Annotated in this window: 16 protein-coding genes; 9 read left to right on the top strand and 7 right to left on the bottom strand. The window is 66.3% G+C overall.

The genetic code is table 11. The annotated features are described in order from the left end of the window. Positions 1–9 precede the first annotated feature (9 nt). From C8J26_RS10030 to C8J26_RS10010, 5 genes are all read left to right on the top strand, one after another. Positions 10–3381, top strand: coding sequence for a TonB-dependent receptor (locus C8J26_RS10030; protein WP_107957790.1), 3372 nt, complete (start codon positions 10–12; stop codon positions 3379–3381). 136 nt (positions 3382–3517) lie between these two features. Further along, on the top strand, positions 3518–4660 hold the full coding sequence (locus C8J26_RS10025) for a sensor histidine kinase (protein ID WP_107957789.1): 1143 nt from the start codon (positions 3518–3520) through the stop codon (positions 4658–4660). Continuing rightward, entirely contained in the window at positions 4657–5454 is a 798-nt protein-coding gene (locus C8J26_RS10020; protein WP_031393111.1) for a LytR/AlgR family response regulator transcription factor, read from the top strand. The genes C8J26_RS10025 and C8J26_RS10020 overlap by 4 nt, the downstream gene beginning before the upstream one ends. Positions 5455–5613: 159 nt before the next feature. Further along, the gene (locus C8J26_RS10015) at positions 5614–6642 is read left to right on the top strand and encodes a cell wall hydrolase (RefSeq protein ID WP_244185247.1); all 1029 of its coding nucleotides are present in this window, start codon (positions 5614–5616) and stop codon (positions 6640–6642) included. A gap of 340 nt (positions 6643–6982) precedes the next feature. Then, positions 6983–8851, top strand: coding sequence for an ABC-F family ATP-binding cassette domain-containing protein (locus C8J26_RS10010; RefSeq protein ID WP_055873815.1), 1869 nt, complete (start codon positions 6983–6985; stop codon positions 8849–8851). A gap of 338 nt (positions 8852–9189) precedes the next feature. Here the strand turns inward: C8J26_RS10010 and C8J26_RS10005 are convergent, their stop codons facing one another. Together C8J26_RS10005 and C8J26_RS10000 are read right to left on the bottom strand one after the other, a co-directional pair. Further along, complete coding sequence (locus C8J26_RS10005; protein WP_056416404.1) at positions 9190–9501, bottom strand: DUF3297 family protein; 312 nt, start codon at positions 9499–9501, stop codon at positions 9190–9192. A gap of 91 nt (positions 9502–9592) precedes the next feature. Continuing rightward, on the bottom strand, positions 9593–9997 hold the full coding sequence (locus tag C8J26_RS10000) for a hypothetical protein (RefSeq protein ID WP_056416400.1): 405 nt from the start codon (positions 9995–9997) through the stop codon (positions 9593–9595). A gap of 190 nt (positions 9998–10187) precedes the next feature. Between C8J26_RS10000 and C8J26_RS09995 the strand changes: the two genes are divergently transcribed. Beyond that, a complete protein-coding gene (locus tag C8J26_RS09995; RefSeq protein WP_107958139.1) occupies positions 10188–10844 on the top strand; it encodes a L,D-transpeptidase family protein in 657 nt (218 codons plus the stop codon). A gap of 431 nt (positions 10845–11275) precedes the next feature. On the opposite strand, the gene typA is transcribed toward C8J26_RS09995, so the two are convergent. The 3 genes from typA to C8J26_RS09980 all read right to left on the bottom strand — a co-directional run bounded on the left by typA (position 11276) and on the right by C8J26_RS09980 (position 15629). Beyond that, positions 11276–13120 (bottom strand): translational GTPase TypA, encoded by a 1845-nt coding sequence (gene typA / locus C8J26_RS09990; RefSeq protein WP_107957788.1) that lies wholly within the window; start codon positions 13118–13120, stop codon positions 11276–11278. A gap of 172 nt (positions 13121–13292) precedes the next feature. Next, the gene (locus tag C8J26_RS09985) at positions 13293–14318 is read right to left on the bottom strand and encodes a DUF2268 domain-containing protein (protein ID WP_244185246.1); all 1026 of its coding nucleotides are present in this window, start codon (positions 14316–14318) and stop codon (positions 13293–13295) included. A gap of 297 nt (positions 14319–14615) precedes the next feature. Further along, the gene (locus C8J26_RS09980; protein WP_107957786.1) at positions 14616–15629 is read right to left on the bottom strand and encodes a zinc-binding alcohol dehydrogenase family protein; all 1014 of its coding nucleotides are present in this window, start codon (positions 15627–15629) and stop codon (positions 14616–14618) included. A 148-nt stretch (positions 15630–15777) separates the two neighbouring features. On the opposite strand from C8J26_RS09980, the gene C8J26_RS09975 reads away from it, so the two are divergent. The 3 genes from C8J26_RS09975 to C8J26_RS09960 all read left to right on the top strand — a co-directional run bounded on the left by C8J26_RS09975 (position 15778) and on the right by C8J26_RS09960 (position 18375). After that, positions 15778–16986, top strand: a complete 1209-nt coding sequence (locus C8J26_RS09975) for a toxic anion resistance protein (RefSeq protein ID WP_107957785.1) — start codon at positions 15778–15780, stop codon at positions 16984–16986. 5 nt (positions 16987–16991) lie between these two features. Next, positions 16992–17699, top strand: a complete 708-nt coding sequence (locus C8J26_RS09970) for a hypothetical protein (protein ID WP_107957784.1) — start codon at positions 16992–16994, stop codon at positions 17697–17699. A gap of 325 nt (positions 17700–18024) precedes the next feature. Further along, the gene (locus C8J26_RS09960) at positions 18025–18375 is read left to right on the top strand and encodes a VOC family protein (protein WP_208631368.1); all 351 of its coding nucleotides are present in this window, start codon (positions 18025–18027) and stop codon (positions 18373–18375) included. Between the two features lie 69 nt (positions 18376–18444). On the opposite strand, the gene C8J26_RS09955 is transcribed toward C8J26_RS09960, so the two are convergent. Further along, positions 18445–19209: a 3'(2'),5'-bisphosphate nucleotidase CysQ gene (locus tag C8J26_RS09955; protein ID WP_107957781.1), complete on the bottom strand. Its 765-nt coding sequence runs from the start codon at positions 19207–19209 to the stop codon at positions 18445–18447. 43 nt (positions 19210–19252) lie between these two features. Next, positions 19253–20599 (bottom strand): TldD/PmbA family protein, encoded by a 1347-nt coding sequence (locus C8J26_RS09950; protein WP_107957780.1) that lies wholly within the window; start codon positions 20597–20599, stop codon positions 19253–19255. Between the last annotated feature and the right edge of the window lie 5 nt (positions 20600–20604).

Here is a 20604-nt window from a genome sequence, read left to right as displayed (position 1 = left end):
TAATTACTGATGCGGAACAACCTTTTCCTGGGTGTAGCAGTCGTTGCGCTCGTCGCACCGATGGCGGCATCGGCACAGGAGACGACCTCGTCGATCCGCGGCACCGTGACGTCGGCTGGTACGCCCGTCGCCGGCGCGACGGTCGTCGTGACCAACACCGCGGCAGGCGCGCGCTCGACCGCGACCACCGACGCATCGGGCGCATTCAACGTCAACGGGCTGCGTCCGGGCGGCCCGTACATGGTGGAAGTCAACGCCCCCGGATATTCCTCGACCCAGGTCACCGACATCACGACGACCGTCGCGCAGGCGTTCGACGTTCCGATCGAGCTGAATTCGGAAGCCAGCGGCGGCAACGAGATCGTCGTCACCGCATCGCGCCTGCCCAACGCCCGCTCGATCTCGCAGGGTCCGACGACCGTGCTGAACGCGGCGCAGATCGCCAACATCGCCTCGGTCAACCGCGACATCCGCGATCTCGAGCGTCGCGATCCGTTCGCGCGTCTCGACGACAGCCCCTCGGGCGGCCGTTCGGTCTCGTTCGCCGGCCAGAATGCGCGCTATAACCGCTTCACCGTCGACGGCGTGTCGGTCAGCGACAATTTCGGCCTCAACAGCGACGGTCTTCCGAGCCGCCGTTCGCCGATCCCGCTCGATGCGATCGGCCAGTTCCAGGCGCAGGTTGCGCCTTATGACGTCCGCCAGGGCAATTTCCAGGGCGGCGCGATCAATATCGTGCTGAAGTCGGGCACCAACGATTTCCACGGCACCGGCTTCTATTCGCAGTCGCGCGACGAGTTCGTCGGCAAGAAGACCAAGGACCTGCGAGTCAGCGTCCCCAACTTCAAGGTCGAGAATTACGGCGCCGAGCTCTCCGGCCCGATCATCAAGGACAAGCTGTTCTTCATGGTCGCGGGCGAGCGCCTGCGCGGCGGCCGTCCGATTGCCGAAGGTCCGATCGACAACAATGTCGGCAACGGCGTTCCCGGCGTCCTGCAGAGCTCGGTCGACCAGATCAGCGCGATCGCAAAGTCGGTCTACAATTACGACACCGGCGGCGTGCTGCGCGACCTGGGTGACAAGGACGACCGCGTGGTCGCCAAGATCGACGCGAACATCACCGACAAGCAGCGCCTGTCGCTGACCTACACCTACGCGAACGACGCGATCAACCTGCTGCAGAACACGTTCCTGAACGCGCCGACCGGGCTCGGTCTCGCATCGAACGCGTATATTCAGGGCAATCGCCTGCACACCGGTGTCGCGCAGCTGAACTCGGAATGGACCGACAGCTTCTCGACCGAAGTCCGCGGCTTCTACAAGAACTACACGCGCATCCAGGAGCCGCTGCTCGGCCGTGGCTTCGCCCAGTTCCGCGTTTGCACCAACCCGGCCAATCCGACCGGTGGCTCGCTGACCGCCTGCGACAACAATGCCGGCGTCGTGTCGTTCGGCCCCGACAGCTCGCGCCAGACCAACGCGCTCAAGACCGAGACATGGGGTGGCCTGGCGCAGGCACGCCTGACGATGAACGACCACGACGTGCGCCTGTTCACCGAGATTTCGAGCGTATCGATCTTCAACTCGTTCCTGCAGAACACGTCGGGCAACTATTATTTCGACTCGATCGCGGATTTCCAGGCGCAGCGTGCGAATTCGATCGCCTATGGCAACGCGATCCCGTCGCTGGTGCCAGAGGATGCGGCCGCCAACTTCGGCTATCAGAGCTACACGTTCGGCGTGATGGACTCGTGGAAGGCCACGCCGACGCTCAACCTGAGCTACGGCGCCCGCTATGACCTGTATGCGATGGACGACAATCCGGCGCTGAGCACCGCGTTTGCCGGCCGCTATGCGAACGGTGCGATCGTCAACGGTCAGCGCGTCCAGATCGGCGGCAACACCGCCAACATCTCGGGCTTTGGCCTGTTCCAGCCACGCGCCGGCTTTGACTGGAAGCCCGCACAGCGTGTCAGCATTCGCGGCGGCGGCGGCATCTTCGGCGGCGGCACCCCCGACGTCTATGTGTCGAACAGCTTCTCGAACACCGGCGTGCTGAGCAACTCGGTCTCGATCAACCGTTCGGCGACGGGCTTCACCGGCGCGACGACGAACGCAGCGATCGGCAATGCGGCACTCAACGGCGTGAACGGCACCACCATTCCAACCGCGGTCAACACGCTGCTGACCAATGCCACGGTCGCGACCAACGCAACGGTCAACGCGCTCGACCCGAACTTCAAGATTCCGTCGCAGTGGCGTGCCACGCTGACGGGCGAATACACCGCGAACCTTGGCCCGCTTGGCGACGACTGGATCTTCGGCGCAGACCTGCTGTACTCGAAGGTCCGCAATCAGGTGTATTTCACCGACATCCGTTCGATCCCGATCGCTGGTTCGCTGACGCCGGATGGTCGCCAGCGTTACCAGAACGTGATCGACGGCGCAGCCAGCACGAACACCAACAGCGACATCCTGCTGACGAACACCGACAAGGGCCGCGCGTACATTGCGGTCGCCCGCATCGAAAAGACGTGGGGCTTCGGGCTGAACATCAACGGCAGCTTCACCTATCAGGACGTCAAGGACGCAGCACCTGCGACCTCGTCGACTGCGGGTTCAAACTACAGCAACGGTGCGTTCGTCGATCCCAACAACGTCTCGTACGGGATCTCGAACGACCAGGTTAAGTACTTCTTCAAGTACGGCGTGAACTACGACCACGCGTTCTTTGGCGACTACAAGACCACGTTCGGCTTGTTCGGCGAATCGCGTATCGGCCATCCGTTCAGCTACACGTTCCAGGATTTCGGCGCCAACCGCTCGTCGGTGTTCGGCACGACGGGCGTCAGCTCGGGTACCGGCACGGGCGGCAACCGATATCTGATGTACGTCCCAACCGTCGACGACGCCAAGGTGTCGTACAGCAGCGCTGCAGTCCGCAATGCGGTCAACAGCTTCATCGACGCGTCGGGTCTGGCCAAGTATCGCGGCAAGGTCGCGCCGCGTAACGCCTTCCACTCGAAGTGGTTCACGCGTCTCGATCTGCATGTCGCGCAGGAAATCCCGACCTTCGTCGGCGGCTCGCGCGTCACGCTGTTTGCGGATATCGAGAACTTCACCAACTTCATCAACAAGAACTGGGGTCAGCAGCGCGAGTACGTCTTCCCGTACAATGCTGCCGTGGTCCGCGTGCAGTGCCTGACCACCGCAGGCAACGCCGATGGTGCTGGCACGGTTGCGGCGAACGCGTCGCAGGCCTGTGCGCAGTATCGCTACTCGCCAGCCGGCGGTGGCACGACGTTCGCGGCTCCTGCCGACCAGGTCTATGTGAACCAGTCGCTGTATTCGATCCGCCTCGGCGCTCGGTTCAGCTTCTAAGCATCGACCGACCCGTTGCTCGAAGGGCCGCCGTTCCTGCAAGGGAGCGGCGGCCCTTTTCGTTTGGGGCGCGGCCGGGCCCGCATCCCTCAGCTTTTGCGTGGTCTGGTGCCGGCGTGTAAGAGCGCAGGCCATAATGGCTACTCCCTCTACTTCGCCGGGCGCGTCTGCCCTGACTTCGGCCCGGCGCCTGCCCTTCACGGCGCGGCCGTTCTTCGAGAACAAGGCGCGGGCGTTCTGGATCCTGCAGGCGGTCGGCTGGAGTGGCTATCTGCTGCTGCGCGGCGTGGTGTCGATCTCGAACGGGCTGTCGCTCGACGGGGTGATCCCGGTGATCGTCGAGGCGATCGTCGGCTATTGCATCACGCTGCTGCTCTCGACGATGTACGGGCAGTATCGGCGGATGAACCGGCTGGTCGGGATCTTTCTGACGATCGCGACGCTGGCGGCGGCCACGTTCCTGTACGCGGTGCTCGATGCGTTCACCTTCTCGTTCATCGCGACGTCGACGCCGGGGGTGACGCTCACCCGGCTGCTGGGGTCGGTGTACGTGACCTTCACCGTGCTGTTCGGCTGGTCGGCGCTGTATTTCGGGATCAACTTCTACCTGATCGTCGAGCAGCAGATCGACCAGATGGAGCATCTGGAGAACCAGGCGTCGTCGGCGCAGCTGGCGATGCTGCGCTATCAGCTCAACCCGCATTTCCTGTTCAACACGCTGAACTCGATCTCGACGCTGGTGCTGCTGAAGCAGACCGAGCGGGCGAACGCGATGCTCAGCCGGTTGTCGTCGTTCCTGCGCTATACGCTGGCGAACGAGCCGACCGCGCACGTCACCGTTGCGCAGGAGGTCGACCAGCTGAAGCTGTATCTCGAGATCGAGAAGATGCGCTTCGAAGACCGGATGCGCCCCAAATTCGACATCGATCCGCGCGCCGAACGCGCCCGCCTGCCCTCGCTGCTGCTGCAGCCGCTCGTCGAGAACGCGATCAAATATGCCGTCACGCCGCAGGAAGAGGGCGCCGATATCTGCGTCGAAGTGCGGCTCGCCGGGGAACGCGTGCAGATCGCCGTATCCGATACCGGTCCGGGCTTGATCGAGGGCCGGATCGGGTCAAGCCATTCCACAGGCGTGGGGCTCGCTAATATTAGAGACAGGTTGGCTCAGGCATATGGCCCCGACCACCGTTTCGAAACCCGCTCCACGCCCGCTGGCGGCTTCTCGGTCGAGATCGAGATTCCGTATCAGCTTGAAGACGTGAACAGAGAGGCCGCATGACCATCCGTACCATTCTCGTCGACGACGAACCGCTGGCTATCCAGGGGCTCGAGCTCCGCCTCCAGGCGCATGAAGACGTCGAGATCATCGAAAAATGCTCGAACGGCCGCGAGGCGATTCGTGCGATCAAGACGCACAAGCCCGACCTCGTCTTCCTCGATATCCAGATGCCGGGCTTCGACGGCTTCTCCGTCGTGCAGGGGTTGATGGAGGTCGAGCCGCCGCTGTTCGTGTTCGTCACCGCCTATTCCGATCATGCGCTGCGTGCGTTCGAGGCGCAGGCGGTCGATTATCTGATGAAGCCGGTCGAGGAATCGCGGCTTGCCGACACGATCGAGCGGGTGCGCCAGCGGCTGAGCGAAAAGCGCGGCGTCGAGGAGGTCGACCGGTTGCGCGAAGTGCTCGCCGACGTCGCGCCCGATGCGGCGGCCGACATGCCCGACGGCGATGCGGTGTCCGCCAACCGGTTCGAGAAGCTCATCAACATCAAGGATCGCGGGCAGATCTTCCGCGTCGACGTCGACACGATCGAGCGGATCGATGCGGCCGGCGACTATATGTGCATCTATACCGGCGACAATACGCTGATCCTGCGCGAGACGATGAAGGACCTGGAGAAGCGGCTCGACCCGCGCCGGTTCCAGCGCGTGCATCGCTCGACGATCGTAAATTTGGACCTGGTTAAGCAGGTTAAGCCGCATACGAATGGCGAGTGCTTCCTGGTGCTCAATTCGGGGGCGAGCGTGAAGGTGTCGCGGTCGTATCGCGACGTGGTGGCGCGCTTCGTCCACTGATCTTTCCCCCGTCATCCTGACGAAGGTCAGGATCCAGAGCCATTGACGGCGACGCCCGTTACTCTGGGTCCTGACTTTCGTCAGGATGACGGGGGGGTGTGCTCTCCTCCGAGCGCCCCCGTTAACCAGTCCCTAAACCCGCGCGCGTAGAGCGGGCGGATGAAGAGTTCGGGTTTCGGCCTTTATCCGCATGCGCTGATCAGCCTGCCCGCGTTGGTGATGGCGACGTCGTGCTTGCCGGCCGACCGGCCCGCGGTGATCACGCGCATCCAGCCCGAGCGCAACGCACGCGCGTTGCTGGGCCGGATGGCGTTGCATGTGCCCGACGACATCTCGGCGAAGATCGCGACCACCGCGCCCGATGCGACGCTCGCCGCCGCAACGCCGTTCGTGGCCCCGCCCTTCCTTACCGCGCGCTCCGGCGACGACGCGAACCGGGCGGCCGACTGCCTGACCGCGGCGGTCTATTACGAAGCGCGATCGCAGTCGGAGGACGGCCAGCGCGCCGTCGCGCAGGTCGTGCTCAACCGCGTGCGCGACCGCGCCTTTCCGAACAGCGTGTGCGGCGTGGTCTATCAGGGCGCGGAGCGGCGGACGGGGTGCCAGTTCAGCTTCACCTGCGACGGGTCGATGGCGCGGGCGCGCGAGCCGGGCGCGTGGGAGCGCGCGCGGGCGATCGCGGCGGCGGCGCTGGGCGGGAGCGTGTACGCGCCGGTCGGGGCGGCGACCTCGTTCCATACCACCAGCATCCTGCCGTGGTGGGCCTCCAGCCTCGCGCGGATCACGACGGTCGGGGCGCATGTCTTCTATCGCTGGCAGGGCGCGCTGGAGCGGGCGCTGACGTTTCGGCAGGCCTATGCCGGGGTGGAGCCGGCGTGGCGGGGTGGCGCGCGTTCGGCCAGCAGCGGCGTGACGGTGGTTGCGGCGCAGGTTGCCGGGGTGTCGGTGCATTACGGGAATCGGGACGACAGCGCGGATGCGGGCGCAGGGCCTGGCGCGGCGCCGGTGGATGCGGTGCACGGCGTGACGGTTCACCGGGGGGTGGCTCGCTCGGGCGCTACGGTTGCGAGCGCGGGGGTCGTGCAGGCTCGATTGGTGTCGGGCGTTCGGGTTCATGTCGGCGGGCGCGGGGCGCCGACGCTTGGCGGTGGCGAGGGTTTGGACGCGGTCGTCTCGGACGAAAGCTGAGCGGCTCCCTCCCCTTCAGGGGGGGGGCTGGGGTGGGGCTTTGCCAAGGACGTGGCATTCGGGGGTATGCCCCACCCCGACCCTCCCCTGAGGGGGAGGGAGCTTTAGTGATTTGCCGTCCTGCTCTCGCCACCTCCCCGGCCGAGGCCGGGGCCCAGTTGGGGGGCGTTGCTGACGGCGGGCGGTGCTCCGTTACGACGACCTTTCCAACTGGGCCCCGGCCTTCGCCGGGGTGGTGATAATTTGGGGGAACTAGCTCTTTAGGTTGATTGCTCGCCGCGCGAACGCGGCCCCTCCCCCACTCTCGCAAAACCATGCTGCATCTGCTAACGGCACGCGCATGCTGAACCTGAACAATATCACGGTGCGCCTGGGCGGACGCGTTATCCTCGATGGCGCCACGGCCGCGTTGCCGCCGGGCAGTCGCGTCGGGCTGATCGGGCGCAACGGCGCGGGCAAGTCGACGATGGTGCGCGTGATCGCAGGCCAGCTCGAACCCGATGACGGCTCCGCCGACATGCCCAAGGGCGCGCGCATCGGTTACCTCGCGCAGGAAGCGCCGCACGGCGTGAAGACGCCGTTCGAAACGGTGCTCGAAGCCGATCTGGAGCGCGCTGCGCTGATGATCGAGAGCGAGACGAGCGAGGATCCGGATCGGCTCGGCGACGTGTACGAGCGACTGATCGCGATCGACGCCTACACCGCGCCCGCGCGCGCCGCGCAGATCCTGCTCGGCCTCGGCTTCGACGAGGACATGCAGGCGCGCACGCTCGACAGCTTCTCGGGTGGCTGGAAGATGCGCGTGGCGCTTGCCGCGTTGCTGTTCTCGCAGCCGGACCTGCTGCTGCTCGACGAGCCGTCGAACCATCTCGATCTCGAAGCGGTGATGTGGCTCGAGGACTTCCTCAAGGGCTACAAGGCGACGATCGTCGTCGTCAGCCACGAGCGCGATTTCCTCAACAACGTCGTCGATCACATCCTGCATCTGCAGGGCGGCAAGATCACGCTGTACCCCGGCGGCTATGACGCGTTCGAGCGCCAGCGCGCCGAGCGTCTGGCGCAGATCGAGGCAGCGCGCGCCAACCAGGCGGTGCAGCGCGAGAAGCTGCAGGAATATATCGCCAAGAATTCCGCGCGCGCCTCGACCGCCAAGCAGGCCCAGTCGCGCCAGAAGATGCTGTCGAAGATGCAGCCGATCGCCGAGAGCTATAACGATCCGACGCTGTCGTTCGGCTTCCCCAACCCGACCGAGCTGCGCCCGCCGCTGATCACGCTCGACATGGCGACGGTCGGCTATGCCGACGTGCCGATCCTGAAGCGGCTCAACATGCGGCTCGATCCCGACGACCGGGTCGCGCTGCTCGGGCGCAACGGCAACGGCAAGACCACGCTCGCACGGTTGCTGGCCGCGCAGCTGACGCCGATGGACGGCGAGATGGCGTCGTCGGGCAAGATGAAGGTGGGGTATTTCACCCAGTATCAGGTCGAGGAACTCGATCCGACCGACTCGCCGATCGAGCACATGTCGCACCTGATGAAGGGCGCGACGCCGGCGGCGGTGCGCGCGCAGCTCGGGCGGTTCGGGTTCTCGGGGGACAAGGCGACGACGCGAGTCGGCAAGCTTTCCGGTGGCGAGCGAGCGCGCCTCGCGCTCGCGCTGATCACGCGCGATGCGCCGCACCTGCTGATCCTCGATGAGCCGACCAACCATTTGGACGTCGATGCGCGCGAAGCGTTGGTGCAGGCGCTCAACGCCTATACCGGCGCCGTCGTGCTGGTCAGCCATGACCGCCACATGCTCGAGCTGACCGCCGACCGGCTGGTGCTGGTCGACGACGGCACCGCGAAGGAATTCGACGGCAGCCTCGACGATTATATCGCGTTCGTCCTGAAGGGCGATGGCGGCAAGGGCGATGCGGCGTCGAAGGCCGACAAGAAGGCGGGCAAGAAGGCCGCGGCGGAGGCCAAGAGCAACGACGCGGCGCTGCGCAAGACGCTGCGCGAGGTCGAGGAGCAGACCGCCAAGTTCACCAAGGAGCGCAACGCGATCGATCGCGCGATGGTCGATCCGGCGACGGCGGAGCCGCGCTTCTCGCGGATGTCGATGGGGGACCTCAGCAAGCGTCGGGCCGAGGTGAATGCCAAGCTTGAAGCGAGCGAGGCGAAGTGGCTCGAGGCGAGCGAGGCGCTGGAGGGCGTGGCGGCTTGAGCTGCCCTCCGTCATCCTGACGAACGTCGGGATCCAGAGTAATGGACGGCGGTGCCTGTAACTCTGGATCCTGGGTCGAGCCCAGGATGACGGGCTAGGTTTCGCCCGGCCCATCCGTTATCCCAGCGAGCGCTGGGATCTCCCGGTTCGGGTCGCGTTGCCAGCCAACGGGGATACCCCAGCTTTCGCTGGGGTGACGGGTCTGGCGAGCGGCCGCCGCCGTGTTTCCATTGCTGTCCGCGCGCGCGTGGTCTCCCGCGAGGGCGGGAGCTCAGTCTGGGTCCCCGCCTTCGCGGGGAAACAGGTAGTTCGGGGCCTAAGCGCCGAACTCTTCGGGCTCAGCCCTCGTCGGCGTCGCTTGCCGCGGGGCGCTCGAACCAGGCCTCGACTGGGCCGACCAGCTTGAGCGTGAGCGGGTTGCCGTTGCGATCGACCTTCTTGCCGAGCGCGACTCGGATCCAGCCTTCCGAGATGCAATATTCCTCGACGTCGTGGCGGATGCCGTCCTTGAAGCGGATGCCGATGCCGCGCTCGAGCAGCTCCTGCTTGAAGAACGGGCTGCGGTGATTGATCGACAGGCGGTCCGGGGGCGTGTCGCCCGCTGCGGTGGTCGGCGTGTCGGTCTCGGGCGTGTTGGGCGTGTCGGTCATGGTCGCGCGTCTAGCGGCAACCGGCGGGGACGCGCCACAAAAAAGCGGCGCCGGGATTGCTCCCGACGCCGGTCTTTCGCTCTGCAAGGGGTCAGCTGCAGACCTGTACCGCGACGCGATCGCCATAATAGGGATCGACCCGCCACTCGTTCCAGCACCGCGGACGATAATCCTCGCGGTAATAGGTCTGCACGGGTGGCGCGTAATAGTTCACCGCAGGCGGGGCGTAATAGCCGCCATTGTAATAGCCGCGATCATAATAGCGGTTGCGGTTGTTGCTGCTGGCGATCGCTGCGCCGACGCCGAGGCCAAGGATACCGCCCAGCACCGCGGCTCCGGCGGCGTTGCCGCCGCCACGATGGCCGTGCCAGCCGCCGCCATAGCCGCGCCCGTAACCGCCGCGACCCCAGCGCTGTGCGTCGGCGGGTGCTGCCGCCGTCAGCGCCGTTGCTGCGAGTGCAACGCCCAAGCCTGCCTTCTTCAAAAACCCGTTCATCTTTTCGAACTCCGTTACTAGTTACGCCCGGTCCGCTTGGGACAAACGCATAAGTGTCCGACCGTGTTTCAGGATTTAGGCGATTCGGCCTGAACCGGGTCGGAACGGCCTGTTAACCCACGGTATAGCTGCGACGCTGGGCTTCGTTTACGAATAAGGGATAGAAGGCGGGATGCGCAGGACCATGACGATGCGAGCGATCGCCTTTGCCGTGCTGGCGAGCAGTGCCGTGCTGATCGGCGGACTGGCCCTGTCGGGGTCGCCGGTGACGGTGCGTGCTGCGGAGGCGCCGGTACGCGCTGCCAGGGCGCAGGTCGCGGCGCCGGTGCGCGCGCTGCCGCCGAAGCCTGCGCCCGACGTCGTCGCGGCCGCCCCTGCTGACGGCTATGTCGTCAAGCGCGTGCTGGATGTGCCCGAGCCGCTACGCCACGGGGCCTATTACTGGGATACCGAAGGCGTCCCCGAGGGGCCGATCGTGATCACTGTCGACCTCGTCGCGCAGACGCTGTCGATCTTTCGCGCGGGCTATGAGATCGGGACGGCGGCGGTGATCTACGGCGCGGACGAGAAGCCGACGCCGCTCGGCGTGTTCACGATCACGCAGAAGGACGCGCATCACGTGTCGAACCTGTACGGCGCGCCGATGCCGTACATGCTGCGGCTGACCAACGACGGTGTCTCGATTCATGGCAGCGCGCTGATGGACGGCAAATATGCGACGCATGGCTGCGTCGGCGTGCCGACCGCGTTTGCCAAGCTGATCTTCGGGCAGGTGAAGCTTGGCGACCGGGTGATCGTGACGAGTGGTGAGATGCTGGAACGCGGCGGGCGGATTACTGCTGCTTGAAGGGATGGGGTATACGCGCTCGCCGTACCCTGCCCTCACCTTTTACCGCCTCTCTCCCGGTGGGAGACGATCTTGCCAGCGCAATCATATCCTTGAGGCAGCCCTTCCCCGGCGCAGGCCGGGGTCCAGTTGGGCGACGTCGCTGACGAAGGGCGGCGCGCCGTTACTGCGACCTTTCCACCTGGACCCCGGCCTTCGCCGGGGAGGGGCAGAGGGAGGTCATTATAACGGATCGGGTACTGACGCCTCGGAGGCTTCGGGCGTAGTGACGCGACCTTCGGGCTTTCGAGCCCAAACAAAAAGGCCGGAGGTTTCCCCCCCGGCCTTTCTGCATTTCTGACCCGGCGCGCCGCGGCGAAGCCGCGTCGTCGGACCTCGCTTTAGCGAGGCCGGCCGAGCTTGTAAGCCTGGCCGGCTTCGCCGTGCCAGGCTTACGCGCTCTGCTTAGCCCGGCTGGCCCGCTTGCGCTCGTTCGCGTCGAGGAAGCGCTTGCGCAGACGGATCGACTTCGGCGTGACTTCGACCATCTCGTCGTCGTCGATGTAGGCGATCGCCTGCTCCAGCGTCGCACGCTTCGGCGGCGACAGGCGGACCTGGTCGTCCTTGCCGCCCGAGGCGCGGAAGTTGGTCAGCGCCTTGGTCTTCATCGGGTTGACCTCGAGGTCATCCGGCTTGGCGTTCTCGCCGACGATCATGCCCTCATAGAGTGCCTCGCCATGGCCCACGAACAGGATGCCGCGCTCTTCGAGCGGACCCAGTGCGTAGTTGTTCGCTTCGCCCGACCCGTTCGAGATCAGCACGCCGTTCTTGCGGCCTTCGATCTGGCCCTTGTGCGGACCATACTTCTCGAACAGCCGGTTCATGATGCCCGTGCCGCGCGTGTCGGACAGGAATTCGCCATGATAGCCGATCATCCCGCGCGACGGCGCCGAGAAGGTGATGCGCGTCTTGCCGCCGGTCGACGGACGCATGTCGGTCATCTCGGCCTTACGGATGTTCATCTTCTCGACGACGGTGCCCGAATGCTCCTCGTCGACGTCGATGATGACGGTCTCGTACGGCTCGGTCTTCTTGCCGTCCTCGTCCTCGCCGAACAGCACGCGCGGACGCGAGATGCCGAGCTCGAAGCCCTCGCGGCGCATCGTCTCGATCAGCACGCCCAGCTGAAGCTCGCCACGACCGGCGACTTCGAAGCTGTCCTTGTCGGCTGCCTCGGTCACCTTCACGGCGACGTTCGACTCGGCTTCGCGGAACAGGCGCTCGCGGATCATGCGCGACGTCACCTTGGTGCCCTCGCGGCCCGCCATCGGCGAGTCGTTCACGGCAAAACGCATCGACAGCGTGGGGGGATCGATCGGCTGCGCGTGCAGCGGCTCGGTCACCGTGATGTCGGCGATCGTGTCGGCCACCGTGGCAACCGAAAGCCCTGCGAGCGAGATGATGTCGCCGGCCTTGGCTTCGTCGACCGGCACGCGGTCGAGGCCACGGAACGACATGATCTTCGACGCACGACCCGTCTCGATGATCTTGCCGTCGTTATCGAGCGCGTGAATGGCCTGGTTGGTCTTCACGGTACCCGAGTTGACGCGACCGGTGAGGACGCGGCCGAGGAACGGATCGCGGTCGAGCAGCGTGACGAGGAAGGTGAAGGGCACGCCAGCGACTTCGACCTTGGGCGGCGGCACATGCTTCACGATCGTCTCGAACATCGGGATCAGCGTGCCTTCGCGCGCGTCCATGTCGGTCGAGGCGTAGCCGTTGCGGCCAGATGCGTAGAGCACGGGGAAATCGAGTTGGTCGTCGTTCGCGTCGAGCGACACGAACAGATCGAACACTTCGTCGAGCACTTCCTGAATGCGCGCGTCGTTACGGTCGACCTTGTTGACGACGACGATCGGCTTGAGGCCGAGGGCCAGCGCCTTGCCGGTGACGAACTTGGTCTGCGGCATCGCGCCTTCCGACGAATCGACCAGCAGGACGACGCCGTCGACCATCGACAGGATGCGCTCGACTTCGCCGCCGAAATCGGCGTGGCCGGGCGTGTCGACGATGTTGATGCGGATGCTCTCGCTCTCGCCCGGGGGCGTCCAGTCGACCGAGGTCGGCTTGGCGAGAATGGTGATCCCACGCTCCTTTTCGAGGTCGTTCGAATCCATTGCGCGCTCTTCGACGCGCTGGTTGTCGCGGAAGGTGCCGGACTGGCGGAAGAGCTGGTCGACCAGCGTCGTCTTGCCGTGATCGACGTGCGCAATGATCGCCACGTTGCGGAGGCTCATGAATGTATTCTCTTGAAACGAGGAACGGGGTTGGCGCGCGCCATAGCGTAATTGTTGCGCCGCGGGAAGACCGGGCGGGTTCGGGGACTCACCACCCCTGCCGTCATCCTGACGAAAGTCAGGACCCAGAGGCATGGACGGCAGCGCTTGTTACCCTGGGTCCTGACTTTCGTCAGGATGACGGGGCTCGACGCTTATAGGCTCCGGCGGCGAGAATGACACGCGGATCGCGGACCGCCAGCATCGCCCTTAGCGCGGCGTGCTTGTCGGGCGCGGCGGCGTAGTAACGCTGCCAAATGCGCAGCCCCATCCAATAGCCGAGCTCGGGCGGCCAGCCGGCGGGGGGCGTGGAGTAATTGCCGATCCAGCGGGCATAGGCCTTGGCCTGGGGCGAGCCCTCGTCCGGGTTGTCCTTGTCGGTGAGGCTGCGGGTGAGCGCGATGTCGGCCTGCATCTGGCGCCAGAGTTCGGCTTCGCGCGGGGTCGCCCAGGCGGCGCGGGCGGTGTCGGGCTCCTCGCCGGTGACGAGTTGGGCGATGAAGTCGGCGGCGCCCTCGACGAGGATCGCGGTGAGCAGGGGGTCGCGGGCGAGCGTCATGCCGGCATCCTCCTGGATCGCGTGCACCGTCTCATGCGCGAAGAAATGGCGGAGCGTCTGGCGGAGTTTCTCGGGCGTCGGGGAGATGCGGCAGAGGACTTCGAGGCCGAGCACCTGTGCGCCGGGCTTGGCGGTGCCGCCCGAGGTGTTTGCGCCGAAGACGACATAGACTTGCGGGAGTTTCGCTTCGGGGAGCGCGCCGCGGAGGCCGAGATAGATCGATCGGAGATCGCCGGTGGCCGCCTTGGCGGCGGGGAGGCAGGTCTTGATCGCCTGCGCATAGCGGGTGGGGTTCGCGGCGATCGCGCGGGCGAGCGTGTCGGCGTCGCCGATCCGGCCGGGGGTGAAGACGCCGATCGCGACGCTGCCCTTGTCGAGATAGTCGCGCTTGAGTTGTGTGGCGGTCGGCTTGCCCTTGGTCCTGGCGAAGAGCGCGGCGAAGCGGTCGGCGTCTTCGGTGTGGATTGTCGCGGTGAGCGGGTCGGCGGGCGGCGGGCGATTCGTGGCGGCCGCGGGGAGGAGCGCGAGCGCGAGGATCAGCGGGCGGATCATGACGGGCAGCGTATAGCGTGCTGGCGAGAGCGCCAGAGCGGATATCACGGTCCTCCCCCGCAAGGGGGAGGTGTCGCCGAAGGTGACGGAGGGGGAGGACACGCAACAGGCGTAGTCGCTTACCGCCCCCTCCGTCAGGCTGCGCCTGCCACCTCCCCCTTGCGGGGGAGGATCGTGAGGTAGTGGCGATCGGCAAGCCCACTTACGCCCCACCCCGGCGGAGGCCGGGGCCCAGGTGGAAAGGTGGCAATGATGACGGGCTGCCATCCGTTGGCAGCGTCCCCCAACTGGACCCCGGCCTCCGCCGGGGTGGTGCGTGACAAGGGGGGCGTGCTCCGCGAGACCTCAGAACCCCTCGAGTACGATCTTCCCCTTGGCGGTATGGCTCTCGATCCGCGCATGCGCCTTGCGCAGGTTCGCCGCGTCGATCCGCCCGAAATTCTCGGCCAGCGTCGTCCGGATCGTCCCCGCATCCACCAGCCGCGCGACCTCGTCGAGGATGCGGCCCTGCTCGGCCATGTCCGCGGTCTGGAACAGCGAGCGCGTGTACATCAGCTCCCAATGGACCGAGATCGACTTCTGCTTGAGCGGGCTGATATCAAGCGTTGCGGGATCGTCGATCAGCGCGAGCCGGCCCTGCGGTGCGATCAGCGTCGCGATCTCGGCGACATGCTCGTCGGTATGCGTCGTCGAGAAGACGAAGCCCGGCGCGCCGAGCCCGAGCGCCTCGATCTGGTCGGCGAGCGGCTTGCGGTGATCGATCACGTGATGCGCGCCGAGATCCTCGACCCAGCCCCGCGTCTCGTCGCGCGACGCGGTGGCGATCACGGTCAGGTCGGTGAGTTGCCGCGCGAGCTGGATCGCGATCGAGCCGACTCCGCCCGCGCCGCCGATGATCAGGATCGCGTTCGCCGCACCGGGCACCGGCTTGCGTACATCGAGCCGATCTAACAGCGTTTCCCACGCGGTGATCGACGTCAGCGGCATAGCCGCCGCCTGCGCCCAGTCGAGCGACTGCGGCTTGTGGCCGACGATGCGGTCGTCGACGACGTGATATTCGGCGTTCGTGCCCGGCCGGTCGATCGCGCCTGCATAGAAGACGGCATCGCCGACCGCGAACCCCGTCACCGTATCGCCGACCGCGACGACGGTCCCGGCCGCGTCCCAGCCGAGCACTTGCGGCGTGCCGTCGGGATCGGCACGGCGCTGGCGGATCTTGGTGTCGACCGGGTTTACCGACACGGCCTTCACTTCGACGAGCAGGTCGCGGCCGGTCGCCTCGGGCTTGGGCAGGTCGAGATCGACGAGCGACTGCGGATCGTCGATCGGAAGCGATGTGGTGTAGCCGATGGCGCGCATGCTGTGTCTCCTGGAATATGGGGACAAAGCCGCCGACGCCCCTCCCTGGTTCCACGCCGCGGTTGGCAAGCGGAGTGTATTATCTATATACGCCACTTGAACGCGGCGCGGGTTGCAGCCACCATGCGCTACCGAACGGAGACACTTCATGGCCACGACCCCGGAAACGCTGACTGAGCCGAGCCTGGTACTGACGCCGCCCGATCCGGTGCCGACCGTCGCCGCGGCCAAGGCCGCCGGGCTGGTGCCCGTCGATGCCGGCGTGAAGTCGCAGCTCGACGAGCGCGTCGCGGGGTTCGTCACCGATCTGGTCGCGCAGGACGTGAACAGCCCCGAGTTCGGCAAGCGAGTCGATGCGATCACCGCGATGGGCGCGAAGGAAATCCGCGAGGCGGCGGGCCAGTCGAACCGGTTCCTCGATCGCCCGGTCAAGGCGATGGATCAGGAAACCGGCGTCGGCAAGGATCTGGCCGAGCTGCGCCGCGTCGTCGAGGATCTCGATCCGGGCAAGAAGGGCAATCTCACCGCGCCGCAGAAGCTGTTCGGGATCATCCCGTTCGGTGGCAAGATGCGCAATTATTTCGACGGCTATAAATCGTCGCAGACTCACATCGCGCAGATCCTGAAGAGCCTGGGCTCGGGCAAGGACGAGCTGCTGATGGACAATGCCGCGATCGACACCGAGCGCGCGAACCTGTGGGCCGCGATGGGGCGGCTCGAGCAGATGATCCATCTGTCGAAGACGATGGACACGAAGCTCGAGGACGTCGCGAACGAGCTCGATCACACCGATCCGGCCAAGGCGAAGGCGATCCGCGAAACCGCGCTGTTCTATACGCGCCAGCGCACGCAGGACCTGCTGACACAGATGGCGGTCACCGTGCAGGGCTATCTCGCGCTCGATCTGGTCAAGAAGAACAATGTCGAGCTGGTGAAGGGCGTCGATCGCGCCTCGACCACGACCGTGTCCGCGCTGCGCACCGCGGTGACGGTCGCGCAGGCGCTGACCAACCAGAAGCTGGTGTTGGAGCAGATCACCGCGCTCAACACGACGACCGCGAACATCATCGATTCGACCGGCAAGCTGCTCAAGTCGCAGACCGCGCAGATCCACGAACAGGCGGCGTCGGCGACGATCCCGCTCGAGACGCTGCAACGCGCGTTCCAGAACATCTACGATACAATGGATGCGATTGACGTGTTCAAGCTGAAGGCGCTGGACAGCATGAAGACGACGGTCGGCGCGCTGTCGAACGAGGTCGATAAGTCGCGTGGGTATATCGCGCGCGCTGAGGGCGCGACGCAGGGGCAGTTGGGCGGCCCGTCACCGAGCGCGTTCAAGCTGGAGGCAATGTAACTGCCGTGAGCGAAGTCGACGACGCCATCGCGAGCGCCCGCGCCTCCTGGTCGCGGATTTCGGACGACCGCACCGGCGCCGTCATTCCGCGCACGCCGTCCCGCGCCCGGTCGCGCCAGACTCAGGCGATCGGCAAGCGGCTGACGCGGATCGCGGTCGCGGACGTCGCGATCCTGATCGCGGCGATGGTGATCGGCTGGATCGTGCCGCTCGGGATCGGCGGCGCGATGCTGGTAATGGCGTTGCTGGTCGCCGCTACCGTGCTGTTCGCGGTGTGGCCGGCGGAGCGCGCGCCGACGCCCGAGCGGCTGGCCGCGGTCGACATCCGCGCGCTCCCGGCGCAGACCGAACGCTGGCTCGAGGCGCAGCGCCCTGCCCTCCCCGCGCCGGCGATGACGCTGGTCGACCGGATCGGCCTGCGCCTCGAAACGCTGACGCCGCAACTCGCGACGCTCGACGCGAACACGCAAGAGGCGGTCGACGTCCGGAAGCTGATCGGCGAGCAACTCCCCGCCTTCGTCAAGGATTACGAGAAAGTGCCGGCGTCGCTGCGCACCACCCCACGCAACGGCCGCACGCCCGATGCGGAACTGGTCGACGGGTTGAAGCTGATCGAACAGGAAATCGGCGAAATGACCGCGCGCCTGGCACAAAGCGACCTCGACAATTTGTCGACCCGCGGGCGGTTCCTGGAGATGAAGTACAAGGACTGACCGGTGACTCGCACCCGGCTCAGCGTCTGTCGCCGCAAGGCGCGCTTCGTGTCCGAAACCGATGCTCTGGTGGTGGCGGAAGCCGGTCGCGTCCCGTTGCGGGCGTATCGCTGCGACCGGTGCCTGCACTTTCACCTTACTAGCCGGACAAAAGGTAAGCGCGTCCAGCAACCCCGGTCATCGACCGCACCCGAAAAAGGCTAGCAAAACACGCTGGGCGGCCGCTCTGGTCCCGTTCCTACCCGCTGCCGCCCAGTTGTGGACTGCAATGCTCGCTGGCGCTATACTTGGACCGGACATTTGCAATACCTCGCGAGGTGATCTCATGCTTCGGCCGTTCATACCCGCCAAAAATCATGATCAGTCAAAGCGCTTCTACGAGGCACTCGGCTTTGCATCGGAATATGCAGACAGCAACATCGCGATAATGTCGCATGGCATCGATAGTTTCATCCTTCAAAATTTTTACGTGAAGGAACTCGCGGATAATTTCATGGTGCAACTCACGGTCGACGATGCGGGTGCGTGGTGGAAGGAACATGATCCGGTCGGCGTGGCCGACAAGCTTGGAATACCGGCACCGATCCCGCCAAGCATGCAGCCCTGGGGACTCGTAGTTGGATTCATCTATGATCCGTCTGGTGTACTCTGGCATGTTACACAGACGGCGAGATGAAGTTCGGTGGCCGCTATTCAACAAGCGCGCCCAAAAGCGGACCAGCCGTTTTCTACGAAGACCAGACCTTCACATCAGCAAGGTTCGCGCTCGGTCGGCCAGGCGCTCGACCGCCGCGGCGTGTATGCCGGGTGCTGAGGTCAGCACGCCGAATGCCTGTGGCCGGGGCTTGTTGAACACCAGCGGCGCGCCGAGTGCATCGCTGACCGCCGCGCCCGCTTCGCTCGCGACCAGAACCGCGGCGGCGATGTCCCATTCGTTGCCCCAGCGCAGCGTGGCGACGAGGTCGGCTTCGTCGGCGGCGACCATCGCAATGCGGAGCGCGATCGAGTTGGGTTTGTGGACCATGACGAGGTCTCGGTCGGCCTTGGGGAGCGCGTCGGTGGGTGTGCGGCTGCCGGGGAAGTCGGTGCGGGTGCCGGTCTGGAGGCGCACGCCGTTGCGGGTGGCGCCCTGCCCTGCCACCGCGTGCCAGCGTTCGTCGCGCGATGGCGCTTCGAGGATGCCGATCACCGGGCGGCCGCGGTCGACCAACGCGACGGAAACACACCAGCCGGGCCGTGCGCGGATATAGTCGCGCGTGCCGTCGATCGGGTCGACGACCCAGAGCAGGTCGTGCGCGAGGCGGTCGGCGTTGTCGGCGGTTTCCTCGGAGAGCCAGCCGGCTTCGGGGAGCAAGGTCGAGAGTCGCGCCTTGAGCATGCGGTCGATCGCGATGTCGAGTTCGCAGACCGGGCTGCCGGGCGTCTTCTCCCAGCGCTGGAAATCGGTGTCGAAGCGGTCGAGCGCCATCGCGCCCGCCTCCTGCGCGATCCCCGCGACCGCGTCGGCCATCGCGCGGAGCCATGCCGGAGACCGCGGCGGGCCGCGGTAGCGCTCAGCCACTCGCCACCGTCATGCCCTCCACGCGCAAGGTCGGTACGTTGACGCCGTAGCGGAATTCGAGGTCGTTGGCGGGCGTCATCGCTAGGAACATGTCCTTCACGTTGCCGGCGATCGTGAACTCAGCGACCGGCGTGGTGATCTCGCCGTTCTCGATCCGGAAGCCGGCCGCGCCGCGGCTATAGTCGCCGGTCACGCCGTTCGCGCCGCCGCCCATCAGTTCGGTGACGTAGACGCCCGATTCGATGTCGGCGATCAGCGTCTCGAGCGGAACGTGACCCGGTTCCATGAACACGTTGCTGGTCGACACGCCGGGGCCGCCGCCGATACCGCGCGCGGCATGGCCGGTCGGCTCGAGGCCGAGCTGGCGCGCCGAGGCCGAGTCGAGCAGCCAGCGTTCGAGCATGCCGTCCTCGATGATCTCGCTCGGCGAGACGGGCAGTCCCTCGCCATCGAACGGGCGCGAGCGCAGGCCGTGCGGGCGGTGCGGATCGTCGCGGATCGTGATGCCGTGCGCGAACACCTGGCTGCCAAGCGAATCGAGCAGGAAGCTGGTCTTGCGCGTGATCGCCTGGCCCGAGATCGCGCCGAGCATGTGACCGACCAGCGACCCGCCGACGCGGCGGTCGTAGACGATCGTGGCGGGACCGCTGACGAGGCGACCGGGGTTGAGGCGGGCGACGGCTTGCTCGCCCGCGCGGCGGCCGATCGCCGCGGGCGATTCGAGATGCGCGCGCAGCCGGGCGCTGCTGTGCGCGTAATCGCGTTGCATGGCGCTGCCTTCGCCGGCGAGCACGCTGGCCGACACGCCATAGCCGGTCGCGGCATAGGCGCCGGCGAACCCGTGGCTGGTGGCGAGCGCCCAGACGCTGCGCGATGCGCTCGCGCCGCCGCCTTCGCTGTTTGAGACGCCGGGGACGGCGCGGGCGGCGTCTTCGGCTTCGAGCGCCGCATCGCGGAGCTGCTCGGGGCTGACCTCGCCGCCGTCGTCGAGGCCGAGCATCGGGGTGATGCCGTGGAGCAGGCGGTCGGCGGGGGCGAGGCCGGCCCAGGGATCTTCGGGGGCCTCGCGCGCCATCGCGACCGCGCGCTCGACGAGCGCGTCCATCGCAGCGGTCGACAGGTCGGAGGTGGAGACGCTGGCGGAACGCTGGCCGACGAACACGCGCAGGCCGAGATCCTCGCTCTCGGACCGGCCGATATCCTCGAGCTTGCCGAGGCGGATCGAGACGTCGAGCGCGGCGTCGGCGGCGAAGACCGCATCCGCGGCGTCGGCGCCGGCGGCCTTGGCGCGCTGGACGATATCGTGGGCGCGGTCGCGGGCTTGGTCTGGAGTCAGCATATCAG

Source organism: Sphingomonas aurantiaca (assembly GCF_003050705.1).
Lineage (GTDB): Bacteria > Pseudomonadota > Alphaproteobacteria > Sphingomonadales > Sphingomonadaceae > Sphingomonas > Sphingomonas aurantiaca.
Note: the sequence above shows the minus strand (reverse complement) of the source record. Positions and strands in the feature narration are given on the sequence as shown.